Genomic DNA, 13,858 nt, shown 5'->3' with positions numbered 1-13,858 from the left:
GGTCCGTGTCAGGGGGCGAGCCACCCCGAGGTGTACGTCTCGATCTCGGCGGCCAGCTTCGCCTTGCCGGGCTCGTCCAGGAAGGACGCCTCGACCGCGTTCCTGGCCAGTTCGGCCAGGCCCCGCTCGTCGAGGTCCAGCAGCCGGGCGGCGACCGCGTACTCGTTGTTGAGGTCGGTGCCGAACATCGGCGGGTCGTCGGAGTTGATCGTGACCAGGACCCCGGCCCGCACGAACTCCTTGATGGGGTGCTCGTCGAGCGTGCGGACCGCGCGGGTGGCGATGTTGGAGGTCGGGCACACCTCCAGCGCGATGCGGTGCTCGGCGAGGTGGGCGAGCAGCCGGGGGTCCTGGGCGGAGCTGGTGCCGTGGCCGATGCGTTCGGCGCCCAGGTGGGTGAGGGCGTCCCACACCGTCTGGGGTCCGGTGGTCTCGCCGGCGTGCGGCACCGAGCGCAGCCCCGCGGCGATCGCCCGGTCGAAGTACGGCTTGAACTGCGGCCTCGGTACGCCGATCTCGGGCCCGCCGAGTCCGAAGGACACCAGGCCCTCGGGCCGCACCCTGTCGTCGGTGGCGAGCCGCGCCGTCTCCTCGGCGGACTCCAGACCCGCCTCGCCGGGGATGTCGAAGCACCAGCGCAGTACGGTCCCGAACTCGGCCTCGGCCGCCTTGCGGGCGTCCTCGATCGCGGCCATGAAGGCGAGTTCGTCGATGCCGCGGCGGGTCGAGGAGAACGGAGTGATGGTCAGCTCGGCGTAGCGCACCTGCTGCCGGGCCAGGTCCCGGGCCACCTCGTAGGTCAGCAGCCGTACGTCCTCCGGGGTGCGGATCAGGTCGACGACGGACAGGTACACCTCGATGAAGTGGGCGAAGTCCGTGAACGTGAAGTAGTCGGCCAGGGCCTCCGGGTCGGTGGGGACCTTGGAGTCGGGGTGGCGGGCGGCCAGTTCGGAGACGATGCGCGGGGAGGCGGAGCCGACATGGTGCACGTGCAGTTCGGCCTTGGGCAGTCCGGCGATGAAGGCGTGCAGGTCGCGCGGGGTGCGCGGGGCGCGCTCGGCGTCGGCGTGAGCGGTCATGGGGTCCTCCCCGGGACGGGCGTCCCGGGCGCTGTGGCGGCCGAGCGGGACGCGGTGATCGGCTGATCGGTGACTCGGGGATCATCGTAGGCCGGGCCCACGGCGGAATGGTCTGGGCCTTAGCATGACGGCACGTACGACAGAGGGGATCCCGCGCATGTCCGACGACGCGCCGACGCCGGAGGCACCGGAGAACGCGGCCACGCACCGGCCGGCTCCGACCGGCGACGCGGCTCCCCCGGTGTCCTACGGCAAGGAGTCCGCGGACACCGAGTCGGCAGACAAGGTCTCCTTCGACAAGGGGACGGCTCCGCAGGCGCCGTCGGTGCAGGAGACGGCTTCCGAGACTGCCGGGGCGAGCCCCTGGGCGCCGCCGGCGGACGCGGCTCCGGGCGACGGCCCCGGCCACACCATCGCCTCGGGCGTCTCGATCGCCTCGAACGCCTCGGGTATCTCGCCGGCTCCCGCACCCCCGTCCGGCCACCACCAGCAGACGGGCGTGTCCATGCCCGGCGCGGACAACGGGGCGGACAACCGGGCAGACAATGGCCAGATCTACGGCGCGAACAACGGCGGCGCGCCGGCTCAGCCGTGGGCCAGCCCGTTCGCCGCGCCGAACCCGGGCGGTCAGGGCGGTCAGGGCGGCCCGGGCGGTGGCTTCCCGCCGCCGCACCACACGGTACCGGCAGGCAGCCCGGCCGACCCCGGTAACCCCTTCGCACCCCCGGCCCACGGCGGCGCCGAGCACGTCCCCCCGCCGCCCATCGCACCCGACGGCCCCGGACAGATGCCGTACGGGTACCCCGGCGGCTACGCCTATCCGGCACGGCCGGGCTACGGCGGCGCCCACGGCCCGCAGGCCCCTGGTGTGCCCGGCTACTACGGCTGGCCCGGTATGCCGCCGATGGCGAACAACGGGATGGGCACGGCCGGCCTTGTGCTCGGCATCCTGTCGGCCATCGTGTTCTGCCTCTGGCCGATCGCCATCATCATGGGCATCCTCGGCGTGATCTTCGGCGCGATCGGCCGCAAGAGGGCCAACCGGGGCGAGGCCACGAACGGGGGCCAGGCCCTGGCCGGCCTCATCTGCGGCGCCGTGGGCATCGCCCTGGGCATCGGAATGATCGTCCTGTTGATCGTGGCGCCCTGAGACGAGGTGAGGCGAGCGGCGGCGCGGGGGCTTTGTCCGGCTGACCGGCCTTCGTCCGCGGGGGCTTTGTCCGGCTGACCGGCCTTCGTCCGCGGCGGCTTTGTCCGGCTGACCGGCAGCCGCCCGCAGCCGTTTCGTCCGGCTAACCGGCCGCCGCCCGCAGCCGCTCCCGTGCCTCCATCAACGCGAACCCCAGCAGGTTCGGCCCCCGCCACCGCTCCGGATCAGCCGCCGCCTCGTCGTCCGCGGCGAGGCCGATGCCCCACACCCGGTCGACGGGGCTCGCCTCCACCAGGACTCTCCCCCAGCCTTCGGCCGGGGGGACCCCCATCTCGCTTCGCTCGCCCGTGCCCAGCAGGAAATCCCGCAGCGCGGCGTCGGCCGTGAACTTGTGGACGCTGCCCTCGACCACGATCCGGAACCGCTCTCCTTCCCATATGGCCTCGTCGAAGCCCCGCACCAGCCGCCCGGCCTTCTTCGCCTGTGACGGGTGGCCCGCGACCAGCACGCGCCGCTCCCCCTCCTCGTCGCCGAAGAGTCGTGCCTTGCCGGCCATCATCCAGTGCTCCGCCGTGGCGTATGCGACACCATCGACCACGAACGGTGACGGCCACCACTGGCTCAGGCAGCTCGCGCCGACCTGGCCGTCGGGCCGCGGACGGTGTCCCCAGAAGTGCAGGTACTTGATCCTCGCCCCCGCGTGGACCTCCCTGACCAGGGCTTCCCAAGAATCGATCTTCCCCATGCACGCGAGTCTGGCACGCACCACTGACACCTCGTCCTTCCTTTTCCATGTCGACTCGACACCTGGTCGACAGATTCCGTCGCGTAACCAAAAGGCAACAACGGAATCACTTGTTGGAGTCCCCTTGCTCTGTCAGGATCGGCACTCAAATCGAGCTGGAGCTACGCCACCCGCCCCCGACGCAAGCGGGGCGACGGCGGAGGAGAGCGACATGCAGAACCCGGGCACAACGGGCGCCACGCCGGACCGATTTCCCGCCCAGGAGCGTTTCGGGGACAGCGCGCAGTTCATCGCGGGCCGTCTGACGAAGGGCACTTCCGGTCGCACCCACGCGGTCGTCGACCCGGCCACCGGCGAGGAGGTCCACACCTACGAGCTGGCCGGCCCCGACGACGTGGACGCGGCCGTCGCCGCCGCCCGCGAGGCGTTCCCCGGCTGGTCCGGTGCCACGCCGGGCGAACGCTCCGACGCGCTGCACCGCTTCGCCGCCGTGCTCGCCGAGCGCGCGGAGGAATTCGCACGCGCCGAGTCGCTCCAGTGCGGCAAGCCGCTGAAGCTCACCCGCGAGTTCGACGTCCCGGGCACGATCGACAACACCGCCTTCTTCGCGGGTGCCGCCCGGCACCTCCAGGGGCAGTCCGCGGGCGAGTACTCCGGCGACCACACCTCGTACGTCCGCCGTGAGCCCATCGGCGTGGTCGGCTCCATCGCACCCTGGAACTACCCCCTCCAGATGGCCGCTTGGAAGATTCTCCCGGCGATCGCCGCGGGCAACACGATCGTGCTGAAGCCCGCCGAACTCACCCCGCTCACCTCCCTGCTCTTCGCCCAGGCCGCGACCGACGCCGGAATCCCGGACGGTGTCATCAACATCGTCACCGGCACCGGCAGGGAGGCGGGCGAGCACCTGGTCGGCCACCCCGACGTGGCCATGACCTCCTTCACCGGCTCCACCGCCGTCGGCAAGCGTGTCGCCGAGATCGCGACCGCCACCGTCAAGCGGATCCACCTGGAGCTGGGCGGCAAGGCCCCGTTCGTCGTCTTCGACGACGCCGACCTGGAGGCCGCCGCCAACGGCGCCGTCGCGGGCGCGCTCATCAACACCGGCCAGGACTGCACGGCCGCCACGCGCGCGTATGTGCAGCGGCCCCTCTACGAAGCGTTCGTCGCACGGACCGCCGCCCTCATGGAGAGCGTCCGGCTCGGCGATCCCTTCGCCCCCGGTACCGACCTCGGTCCGCTGATCTCGCACGTCCAGCGCGACCGCGTCGCCGGTTTCGTCGACCGGGCGCGTGCCTACGCGCGCGTGGTGACCGGAGGCGAGGCCCCTCAGGGAGATCTCAAGAACGGCGCGTACTATCGCCCCACCCTGATCGCGGACGCCACCCAGGACAGCGAGATCGTGCAGTCGGAGATCTTCGGGCCGGTGCTGGTCGTTCTGCCGTTCGACAGTGATGGTGAGGGAATCCGGCTGGCCAACGACACCCCGTACGGCCTCGCCGCCTCCGCGTGGAGCCGGGACGTCTACCGGGCCAACCGCGCGACCCGCGAGATCAAGGCGGGCTGTGTGTGGGTCAACGACCACATCCCGATCATCAGTGAGATGCCGCACGGCGGCTACAAGTCGTCCGGCTTCGGCAAGGACATGTCCGCGTACTCGTTCGAGGAGTACACCCAGATCAAGCACGTCATGTTCGACAACACCGCGGTGGCCCGCAAGGACTGGCACCGCACCATCTTCGGGGACCGATAGAGCGACGACCGGCCGCCGACCACGGTCGGCCCGACCCCTCCCGAAAGGGCACTACGCGCATGGAGCAGTACGAGCCAGACCGCTTGACCCCGGCCCAGACGGCCGCCATGCGGCGCAGCTTCCGCAACGGCAGGGCAGCCATGACTCGCCGGTCGCTGCTGCGCGCCTCCGCGGGCGGCGCGCTCGCGGTCGGCGGACTCGGGGCGCTGAGCGGCTGCGGGATCCCCGCGGGCGGCAAGACGCAGGGCGGCACCTCCGCAGAGGACCACTCGGCCAAGGAGAAGACCGTCAACTTCTCCAACTGGACCGAGTACATGGATGTCGACGACAGCGGCAAGCACCACCCCACGCTCGACGCCTTCGCCAAGCGGACCGGCATCACGGTCAAGTACACCGAGGACATCAACGACAACAACGAGTTCTTCGGCAAGATCAAGCCGCAGCTCGCCGCGGGCCAGGACACCGGCCGGGACATCGTCGTCCTCACCGACTGGCTGGCCGCCCGCCTGATACGCCTCGGGTGGGTCCAGAAACTGGACCCGTCCAACCTGCCGCACGCCTACACCAACCTGTCGGCGCAGTTCCGCGACCCCGACTGGGACCCGGGCCGCGCCTACTCCTACCCCTGGCAGGGTATTTCGACCGTCATCGCCTACAACAAGAAGGCGCTCGACGGCGTCGAGGTGAAGTCGGTCTCCGACCTGCTCGACAACCCCAAGCTCAAGGGGCGCGTCGGCTTCCTGTCGGAGATGCGCGACAGCATCGGCATGACGCTGCTGGACATGGGCAAGGACCCGGCGAAGTTCACCGACGACGACTTCGACGCGGTGATCGCCCGCCTCCAGAAGGCCGTCGACAAGGGCCAGATCCGCCGCTTCACGGGCAACGACTACACCTCCGACCTCACCTCGGGCGACTTCGCCGCCTGCCTCGCCTGGGCCGGCGACGTCGTGCAACTCAAGGCGGACAGCCCGGACATCGACTTCATCATCCCGGACACCGGCTACCTGACGTCGACCGACAACCTGCTGGTCCCCAACAAGGCGCGCCACAAGACGAACGCCGAGCGGCTCATCGACTACTACTACGAGCTCGAGCCGGCCGCGGAGCTCGCCGCGTACATCAACTACGTATGTCCGGTCGACGGAGTGAAGCCCTACCTCGCGAAGATCGACGAGGACGCGGCGGACAACCCGCTGATCATTCCTGACAAGGCCATGGCCGCCAAGTCCCGTGCCTTCCGCTCGCTGAACAGCAAGGAAGAGACGGCCTACGAAGGTAAGTTCGCGAAGCTCACAGGGGCGTGACCACGATGACGAATGACAGCAGCGGCGACGTCCGCCTCTCCGGGATCAGCAAGACCTACGGCTCCTTCACCGCCGTACACCCGCTCGACCTGACCGTGCCGCAGGGCTCCTTCTTCGCCCTGCTCGGCGCCTCCGGCTGCGGAAAGACCACCACTCTGCGCATGATCGCCGGTCTGGAGGAACCTTCCTCCGGCACCGTCTTCCTCGGCGACCAGGAGGTGACCCATCTGCCGCCGTACAAGCGGCCGGTGAACACGGTCTTCCAGTCCTACGCCCTCTTCCCGCACCTCGACATCTTCGAGAACGTCGCCTTCGGTCTGCGCCGGCGCGGCATCAAGTCGGTGAAGAAACAGGTCGAGGACATGCTGGAGCTCGTACAGCTCGGAGAGCAGGCGCGCAAGAAGCCGCACCAGCTCTCCGGCGGCCAGCAGCAGCGCGTCGCCGTGGCCCGCGCACTGATCAACCACCCCAAGGTGCTGCTCCTCGACGAGCCGCTCGGCGCCCTGGACCTCAAGCTGCGCCGTCAGATGCAGCTGGAGCTCAAGCGCATCCAGACCGAGGTCGGCATCACCTTCGTCCACGTCACGCACGACCAGGAGGAGGCCATGACGATGGCCGACACGGTCGCCGTGATGAACGCGGGCCGGGTCGAGCAACTGGGCTCGCCCGCCGACCTCTACGAGAACCCCAGGACCACCTTCGTCGCCAACTTCCTCGGCACCTCCAACCTCATCGAGGCCGAGGTCGACGCCAAGAGCGGCGACGACATCGTCCTGAAGGCCGGCGGCGGCAAGCTCGTGCTGCCCGGGGCACGATGTTCCGCGCCCACGACGACCGGCGGCAAGGTGCTGGTCGGCGTCCGCCCGGAGAAGATCTCCCTCACCCACGCCGACGAGGCGGGCGAGATCCCCGCGGGCCGTAACCGCATCACCGGCAGGATCGCCGACTCCAGCTTCATCGGGGTCTCCACGCAGTACGTCATCGACAGCCCCGTCTGCCCCGAGTTCGAGGTCTACGCCCAGAACATCGACCGCGACTCCCGGCTGATACCCGGGGCCGAGGTCGTCCTGCACTGGAACCCGGCGCACACCTTCGGTCTGGACGCCGCTCAGGACATCGACGCGGGCGTCGAGACAGTCGGGGAAGAGGCCGCCTGATGTCGACGCTCACCGAGGCGCCCCCGCCGCTCGCCCCCGAGGCGCCCGTGACGAAGCCCTCGCGCAAGCGCGGCCGCTGGACCCCGTACTGGCTGCTGCTGCCCGGCATCCTGTGGCTGATCGTCTTCTTCGCGCTGCCGATGATCTACCAGGCCTCCACGTCCGTGCAGACGGGCTCCCTGGAGGAGGGCTACAAGGTCACCTGGCACTTCGCGACCTACTGGGACGCGCTGAGCGAGTACTGGCCGCAGTTCCTGCGCTCGGTCCTCTACGCGGGCGCCGCCACCGTGCTGTGCCTGGTGCTCGGCTACCCGCTCGCGTACCTGATCGCCTTCCGCGCGGGCCGCTGGCGCAACCTGATCATGATCCTGGTGATCGCGCCGTTCTTCACCAGCTTCCTGATCCGCACCCTCGCCTGGAAGACGATCCTCGCGGACGGCGGCCCGGTCGTCGGCGCCCTCAACACGCTGCACGTCCTGGATGTCACCAGCTGGCTCGGCTGGACCTCGGGCGACCGTGTGCTGGCCACACCGCTCGCGGTGGTGTGCGGTCTGACGTACAACTTCCTGCCGTTCATGATCCTGCCGCTGTACACCTCGCTGGAGCGCATCGACGGGCGGCTGCACGAGGCGGCGGGCGACCTGTACGCCAAGCCGTTCACGACCTTCCGCAAGGTCACCTTCCCGCTGTCCATGCCGGGCGTGGTCTCCGGCACCCTGCTGACGTTCATCCCGGCGGCCGGCGACTACGTGAACGCCGAACTGCTCGGCTCCACCGACACCCGCATGATCGGAAACGTCATCCAGACGCAGTTCCTGCGCATCCTCGACTATCCGACGGCCGCGGCGCTGTCCTTCATCCTCATGGCCGCGATTCTCTTCATGGTGACTTTCTACATCCGCAGGTCCGGGACGGAGGATCTGGTCTAAATGCCCTTCGTCAACTGGCTCAAGCGCCATTTCGTGGTCATCGCGGGACTGCTGACCCTCGCTTATCTGCTGCTGCCCAACATCGTCGTCACGGTGTTCTCCTTCAACAAACCGAACGGGCGCTTCAACTATGCGTGGCAGCAGTTCTCCACGGACGCCTGGAAGGACCCGTGCGGCGTCGCCGACATGTGCGGCTCGCTGTCGATCAGCCTCCAGATCGCGTTCTGGGCGACGATCGGCGCCACCGTCCTCGGCACGATGATCGCCTTCGCGCTGGTCCGCTACCGCTTCCGCGCGCGCGGCGCCATCAACTCGCTGATCTTCCTGCCGATGGCGATGCCCGAGGTCGTCATGGCCGCCTCGCTGCTCACCCTGTTCCTCAACATGGGCGCGCAGCTCGGCTTCTGGACGATCCTGATCGCCCACATCATGTTCTGCCTCAGCTTCGTCGTCACCGCGGTCAAGGCGCGCGTGATGTCGATGGACCCGCGCCTGGAGCAGGCGGCCCAGGACCTCTACGCCGGACCGGTGCAGACGTTCCTGCGTGTCACCCTGCCCATCGCGGCCCCCGGAATCGCCGCGGGCGCGCTGCTCTCCTTCGCGCTCTCCTTCGACGATTTCATCATCACCAATTTCAACGCGGGCTCGACCGTCACCTTCCCCATGTTCGTCTGGGGCTCGGCACAGCGCGGAACGCCCGTTCAGATCAATGTCATCGGTACGGCCATGTTCCTCGTCGCCGTACTGTTCGTCCTGGTCTCCATGATCATCGGCAACCGCCGAAACAAACAAAAGGCATAAGCCTTTCAGTAAACCCTTGGTAGGGAGTTGAAATCATGGCCCCAAGCGCCATGACCCGGTGGATCAAGTCTCTTTCCGAAGCACAGCCGGTCCCGTACTGGCTCGAAGACCCCGGCAAGCCCCACCCCGAGCCCGCGCTCACCGGCGCCGAGACCTGCGACCTGCTGGTCGTCGGCGGCGGATACAGCGGACTGTGGACCGCGCTGATCGCCAAGGAACGCGATCCGCAACGCGATGTGGTGCTGCTGGAAGGCCGTGAGGTGGGCTGGGCCGCCTCGGGCCGCAACGGCGGTTTCTGCGCCGCCTCCCTCACGCACGGCCTGCCCAACGGCCTCACCCGCTGGCCGGACGAGATCCACAAGCTCCAGGAGCTGGGCGCCCGCAACCTCGACGAGATCGAGAAGGCGGTCGCCCGCTACTCCCTCGACTGCGACTTCGAGCGCACCGGCGAGATCGACGTCGCCACCGAGACGTACCAGGCGTGGGAACTGCGCGACTGGTACACGGAGCTGGAGGAGAAGGGCCTCGCCGACGGCATCGAGTTCCTGGACGCCGACGCCGTGCGCGAGCAGGTCGACTCGCCCACCTTCCAGGCGGGCCTGTGGGACCGCCGGGGCGTGGCCATGGTCAACCCGGCCAAGCTGGCCTGGGGCCTGAAGAAGGCCTGCCTCGACCTCGGCGTACGCGTCCACGAGCACACCCCCGCCCTGACCCTGAAGCCGTACGGCGCCGGCATGGCCGTACGCACCCCGTACGGCGAGGTCCGCGCCCGCCGGGTCGCGCTCGGCACGAACATCTTCCCGAGCCTGGTCAAGCGGGTACGGGCGTACACCGTCCCGGTCTACGACTACGCGCTGATGACCGAGCCGCTGACCGCCGGGCAACTGGCGTCGATCGGCTGGAAGAACCGGCAGGGCCTGGGGGATTCGGCGAACCAGTTCCACTACTTCCGGCTGAGCGCCGACAACCGGATCCTGTGGGGCGGCTACGACGCGATCTACCCGTACGGCGGCCGGGTGCGCGCCGAGTACGACGACCGCCCGGAGACGTACGCCAAGCTCGCCGGGCACTTCTTCACCTGCTTCCCGCAGCTGGAGGGAGTCCGCTTCACGCACACGTGGGGCGGGGCGATCGACACCTGCTCGCGCTTCTCGGCGTTCTTCGGCACGGCCCACCAGGGGAAGGTCGCCTACGCGGCCGGCTTCACGGGCCTGGGCGTCGGCGCGACGCGCTTCGGCGCGGACGTGATGCTGGACCTGCTGGCGGGGGAGCGGACCGAGCGCACCGAGCTGGAGATGGTGCGCAAGAAGCCGCTGCCGTTCCCGCCCGAGCCCTTCGCCTGGACCGGCATCGCGCTCACCAAGTGGTCGCTGGCCCGGGCGGACGCCCACGGCGGCCGGCGCAACCTGTGGTTGAAGACGATGGACAAACTGGGCCTCGGATTCGACAGCTGACCGCCGGGTGTGATCCGGTTCACTCCATCGAGGGGCCGGAACCCGCGTAATGCCGCGGAGGGACCTCCCTCTCCCTCGTGACGCGACAGCGTCCACGAGAGACGGGGAGGTCTTCTCATGACTGGGGCGAAGACGGCGGTCGACTGGCTCGCATCCGTCGCACCGGATCCCGGGGCCTGCCGCCGGGCGTGGGAGCGCGACTCCCGCGCGGTCGCCCTGTTGCCCGCCGGCAAGGCCTGGGACGTACTGATCCTGCCGGCCGAGCTCGGCTGTCCCACGCTCGACGTGCTCACCCGCATCCTCGACCGGACCGGGCCCGTACTCGTCGACTTCGGTGACGCGCGCATGGGCTTCTTCGTGCCGCCCGGCACCGCGGCCCGCTGGCTCGGCACCGGCATCCGTTCGGTCGGCGCCGGCACCTGGATCGTCGTGCCGTACCCGGGCCGCTCGACCGGCGCAGTCCGCTGGCTGGTCTTGCCGGACGGCTCCGGCACCCTCACCGATCCGGCACTTCTCGAACTGGCGATGCACGAGGCGGCGGCGGATCTGGCCACGAGGGAGGACGGCCAGTGACTCCGACGCGCTTCAGAAACCTCCACAGCGCGAAGAGCAGCACCGCACACAGACACCAACTGGCCACGACATCGAGCGGCCAGTGGTAGCCGTGCCTGACCAGGCCGAAGCTGACGCCGAGTACGAGGGCGAGGCAGCCGGCGACGAGCAGACGGCGGGACCGGGCCGAGCGGAGCAGGGGGAGGAGCAGCAGGGTCGCGGAGCCGTAGGCGATGGCGGCGGTGGCGGTGTGACCGGAAGGGTAGTAGCCGACCCCGGGCGGCACGGCGGGGGTGCCGTGGCGGGCGGTCCACTCCTTCAGGGGCACGACGATCGCCGGCACCAGAGCGAGCAGCACGGCCGCGGAGAGGGGCGGCAGCCACCAGCGGCGCGTCCTCGCGGCCCGGCCCAGCCGGGCGACCCACCCCGCGACCAGGGCCAGGACGGGCACCGCGACCGCGGCGCCGCCGAGGTCGGAGAGCAGCTCGGAGGCCCGGTCGGGGTGGACCAGGGCGCGGCTGACCCGTTCGTCCACGCGCAGGAGCGGGCCGTCGGCGACGATCTGCCAGGTGACGAGCGCGAAGAGGAGCGCCGGCATTCCGGGCAGGAGCAGGAGGAAGGACGCCGGTCGTTCGGCGGTCGGCGGCGCGGGAGCGCCCTCGGCCTGCGGGTCAGGGCAGCTCGGCATGGGCCAAGCCTGCCAGGTACGGCCGGACCCGCGCACGGTCCCCCAGGCCCGGTCGGCCTACCCGCGCGGCGCCGCGCCGCGCCCGCTGGGCCGGGCGGCGCCGGACAGGCGGCTGAGTCTCTTGAATTTTCTGAGGCCTCTCTTGCCGATGCGCCTGCCGAGGCCGGTGAACCCCCCGCGCCCGTCCTGCTTGCTCCCCTTCGGCTTCTCCTGAGCGGCGGCGGTGACGTCCAGGCTGAGATTGGCGTACCCCTGGGTGTAGTACGGCTTGACGGCGAGGCGTCCGCTCCGGCCGCCGCGGGCCGGAGCCAGGTCGTCCGCCTTGCGGGCGCCGAACCTGCGCCTGGTGCTCAGACCCTGGGTGAGGACATTGAGGTACACGTCCCAGATACCCGTCGGCAGCGGGGCGCCGCCCATGGCCCTGGTGATGTCGATGTCGGCGGTGAAGCCCGAGAGCCTGTGGTCGAAGGCGTGGCCCTGTTCGGGGGTGAGAGCGGGCAGCGCTGTGCGGCGGGTGGGGACGCGTACCTCGCGGCCGTCGTTCCGCAGCCGCAGGACCAGTTCGGTGGCCGGCTTCCGGGTGTCCACGTGCTCGATGTAGCCGTAGCCGCGCAGCCGTAGTACGCCGCGTCGCCGGGCCTCGTGCCACTCCACGGCGTCCAGCCGGTCGTTCTGCTGGAGTTCGTCGGTGATGTCGTAGCAGGAGTCGGGGATGCCGGCCTTCTCGTCGCGGAAGTACGGGTAGACGGCGTAGGCGCGCCCGTTCTCGACGACCGTGCCGTACGGGGGCTGTCGCTTGCGGCTCGCCGCGGTGCGGAAGTCGATGATGTCGATCAGTTCCTGCTGCAGCCCGTGCTGGGCGCAGTGGGCGAACAGGCGGAGCCACGCGGTCATCTGGGCGTCGAGTTCCGGGGTGTAGAACGCGTCCAGCTGCTCCTTGGCGATCCCCATGGCCTTCAGCCGGTCGCTCTCCTCCATCAGTGGGAAGCGCCAGGAGAAGGAGTCCAGCAGGCCACCCCTGAAGTGCCGCAGCAGCGCGGCGTCGCGAACGGGCCCGGGTTCGCTGTACGCGGTGATCGCGGTCATCAGGCGCCGGGCGACCTCGAAGCGCTCCATCAGGTCCCGGTAGTTGCTGGTGATGTTGCCCTGGTCGTCGCGCTTGACCTTGAAGTAGCAGTCCTCGTCGGCGACCACCGAGATCGCGGAGGCCAGCAGATAGGCCTTGGTGACGAAGATGCGGTCCTCGCCTATGTAGACGTCCTCGTCGAAGCGCAGCCGGTGCTCGTCCAGGAACGAGCGCCGGAAGAGCTTGTGCGGGGTCAGGGCGTACCAGACGCGGGAGGTCGCCAGATCGACGACTTCCTGGTTGGCCTCGAACATGGAACGGGGCACCGTGCAGTTGATGCCGACGTACTTGCCCAGCGTCACATCGGAGCTGTTGCGCTCGGCCATGTCGATCATCCGGCGCAGGGCGTCCGGGCCGAGGTAGTCGTCGGCGTCCAGGAAGAAGACGTAGCGGCCTCGGGCGAGTCCGAGGGCGACGTTGCGCGGGCCGCTCGGCCCTCCGGAGTTCGGCTGGTGGATGACGCGCACCGTGCCGGGATGCTTCGCGGCGAAGCGATCCAGCTCTTTCCCCGTGCCGTCGGTCGACCCGTCGTCGACGGCCAGGCACTCCAGTTCGTATGTGCCCAGCGACTGCTCGACCACCGACTCGATGCAGCGGGTCAGATAAGGCATGGCGTTGTAGGCGCCAATGACGACTGTGACCGTCGGGTCCGACACCAATTCCCCCCCGGGAACTATTCATGAAAACTTCAGCCACAGTTTTACCTGCTGTTTACTGCTTATGCAAAGACATGTCCTGTTGCTGGCGTGTCAACAGTTGATTTCCGGCCTCGGCGGGTCATGGCGGCACTTTCTCTCGCGACAGCAAAACGCCGCCCCGCTCACGAGGGTGAGCGGGGCGGCGTGGGTGGCAGAACGCAGGTCGGCCGCCCCGGAACAAGGGGGGATTGGTTCCGAGGCGGCCGTCCAGATCGGAACGCCGCGCGCCCCGGGGGGTTTGGGGCGGGCGACCGTCCGATCGGTGAGGAAATCCGGAGCCAGAGGCCCCGGTTGTGTGCGCGAGGGCACGACCAGGTCGAAGCTGGGGAGGCCCCGGCCTGATGTCACCCACAGTCCCCTGTGGGTGAGGGTGTATCTCTCATCCCGGTAGAACCTACGGCAGGGGACCCCCGTAAGAC

11 protein-coding genes and 2 pseudogenes are annotated in these 13,858 nt (G+C 69.5%); 8 read left to right on the top strand and 5 right to left on the bottom strand.

Going from position 1 to position 13,858, the window contains the following annotated elements:
• Nucleotides 1-8 precede the first annotated feature (8 nt).
• Nucleotides 9-1,180: pseudogene (locus ABT114_RS24200) on the bottom strand (adenosine deaminase).
• 56 nt (nt 1,181-1,236) lie between these two features.
• On the opposite strand from ABT114_RS24200, the gene ABT114_RS24195 reads away from it, so the two are divergent.
• Nucleotides 1,237-2,229: a DUF4190 domain-containing protein gene (locus ABT114_RS24195; RefSeq protein WP_351144932.1), complete on the top strand. Its 993-nt coding sequence runs from the start codon at nt 1,237-1,239 to the stop codon at nt 2,227-2,229.
• Nucleotides 2,230-2,371: 142 nt separating this feature from the next.
• On the opposite strand, the gene ybiA is transcribed toward ABT114_RS24195, so the two are convergent.
• Nucleotides 2,372-2,974, bottom strand: a complete 603-nt coding sequence (ybiA, locus tag ABT114_RS24190) for a riboflavin biosynthesis intermediates N-glycosidase (RefSeq protein WP_351144931.1) — start codon at nt 2,972-2,974, stop codon at nt 2,372-2,374.
• A 211-nt stretch (nt 2,975-3,185) separates the two neighbouring features.
• Here ybiA and ABT114_RS24185 point away from each other — a divergent pair, with 211 nt between their 5' ends.
• From ABT114_RS24185 to ABT114_RS24155, 7 genes are all read left to right on the top strand, one after another.
• Nucleotides 3,186-4,727, top strand: a complete 1,542-nt coding sequence (locus ABT114_RS24185) for a gamma-aminobutyraldehyde dehydrogenase (protein WP_351144930.1) — start codon at nt 3,186-3,188, stop codon at nt 4,725-4,727.
• A 59-nt stretch (nt 4,728-4,786) separates the two neighbouring features.
• Nucleotides 4,787-6,034, top strand: coding sequence for a polyamine ABC transporter substrate-binding protein (locus ABT114_RS24180; RefSeq protein ID WP_351144929.1), 1,248 nt, complete (start codon nt 4,787-4,789; stop codon nt 6,032-6,034).
• A gap of 5 nt (nt 6,035-6,039) precedes the next feature.
• A complete protein-coding gene (locus tag ABT114_RS24175; protein ID WP_502988375.1) occupies nt 6,040-7,191 on the top strand; it encodes an ABC transporter ATP-binding protein in 1,152 nt (383 codons plus the stop codon).
• Nucleotides 7,191-8,120, top strand: a complete 930-nt coding sequence (locus ABT114_RS24170) for an ABC transporter permease (RefSeq protein ID WP_351144927.1) — start codon at nt 7,191-7,193, stop codon at nt 8,118-8,120. The genes ABT114_RS24175 and ABT114_RS24170 overlap by 1 nt, the downstream gene beginning before the upstream one ends.
• Nucleotides 8,121-8,921, top strand: coding sequence for an ABC transporter permease (locus ABT114_RS24165; protein WP_351144926.1), 801 nt, complete (start codon nt 8,121-8,123; stop codon nt 8,919-8,921).
• 35 nt (nt 8,922-8,956) lie between these two features.
• Nucleotides 8,957-10,375, top strand: coding sequence for an NAD(P)/FAD-dependent oxidoreductase (locus ABT114_RS24160; protein WP_351144925.1), 1,419 nt, complete (start codon nt 8,957-8,959; stop codon nt 10,373-10,375).
• 117 nt (nt 10,376-10,492) lie between these two features.
• Nucleotides 10,493-10,948 (top strand): bifunctional DNA primase/polymerase, encoded by a 456-nt coding sequence (locus tag ABT114_RS24155; RefSeq protein WP_351144924.1) that lies wholly within the window; start codon nt 10,493-10,495, stop codon nt 10,946-10,948.
• On the opposite strand, the gene ABT114_RS24150 is transcribed toward ABT114_RS24155, so the two are convergent.
• The 3 genes and pseudogenes from ABT114_RS24150 to ABT114_RS24140 form a co-directional block, all read right to left on the bottom strand.
• Nucleotides 10,872-11,615, bottom strand: coding sequence for a phosphatase PAP2 family protein (locus tag ABT114_RS24150; protein ID WP_502988374.1), 744 nt, complete (start codon nt 11,613-11,615; stop codon nt 10,872-10,874). The genes ABT114_RS24155 and ABT114_RS24150 overlap by 77 nt on opposite strands.
• 57 nt (nt 11,616-11,672) lie before the next feature.
• Entirely contained in the window at nt 11,673-13,397 is a 1,725-nt protein-coding gene (locus ABT114_RS24145; protein ID WP_351144923.1) for a glycosyltransferase, read from the bottom strand.
• Nucleotides 13,398-13,593: 196 nt separating this feature from the next.
• Nucleotides 13,594-13,791, bottom strand: a pseudogene (locus ABT114_RS24140) (phosphatase PAP2 family protein); the annotation flags it as partial.
• Nucleotides 13,792-13,858: the final 67 nt, after the last annotated feature.

This window comes from Streptomyces sp. NPDC002088 (assembly GCF_040296605.1).
Classification (GTDB): Bacteria; Actinomycetota; Actinomycetes; order Streptomycetales; family Streptomycetaceae; genus Streptomyces.
The sequence above is the reverse complement of the archived record's forward strand: the minus strand, read 5'-3'. Positions and strand labels throughout refer to the sequence as shown.

What these genes read in the sequence shown, in the direction of transcription:
- ABT114_RS24160 (WP_351144925.1), top strand. Translation starts at nt 8,957, where the DNA reads ATGGCCCCAAGCGCCATGACCCGGTGGATCAAGTCTCTTTCCGAAGCA.
- ABT114_RS24175 (WP_502988375.1), top strand. Translation starts at nt 6,040, where the DNA reads ATGACGAATGACAGCAGCGGCGACGTCCGCCTCTCCGGGATCAGCAAG.
- ABT114_RS24165 (WP_351144926.1), top strand. Translation starts at nt 8,121, where the DNA reads ATGCCCTTCGTCAACTGGCTCAAGCGCCATTTCGTGGTCATCGCGGGA.
- ABT114_RS24180 (WP_351144929.1), top strand. Translation starts at nt 4,787, where the DNA reads ATGGAGCAGTACGAGCCAGACCGCTTGACCCCGGCCCAGACGGCCGCC.
- ABT114_RS24150 (WP_502988374.1), bottom strand. Translation starts at nt 11,615, where the DNA reads ATGCCGAGCTGCCCTGACCCGCAGGCCGAGGGCGCTCCCGCGCCGCCG.
- ABT114_RS24185 (WP_351144930.1), top strand. Translation starts at nt 3,186, where the DNA reads ATGCAGAACCCGGGCACAACGGGCGCCACGCCGGACCGATTTCCCGCC.
- ABT114_RS24170 (WP_351144927.1), top strand. Translation starts at nt 7,191, where the DNA reads ATGTCGACGCTCACCGAGGCGCCCCCGCCGCTCGCCCCCGAGGCGCCC.
- ybiA (WP_351144931.1), bottom strand. Translation starts at nt 2,974, where the DNA reads ATGGGGAAGATCGATTCTTGGGAAGCCCTGGTCAGGGAGGTCCACGCG.
- ABT114_RS24195 (WP_351144932.1), top strand. Translation starts at nt 1,237, where the DNA reads ATGTCCGACGACGCGCCGACGCCGGAGGCACCGGAGAACGCGGCCACG.
- ABT114_RS24155 (WP_351144924.1), top strand. Translation starts at nt 10,493, where the DNA reads ATGACTGGGGCGAAGACGGCGGTCGACTGGCTCGCATCCGTCGCACCG.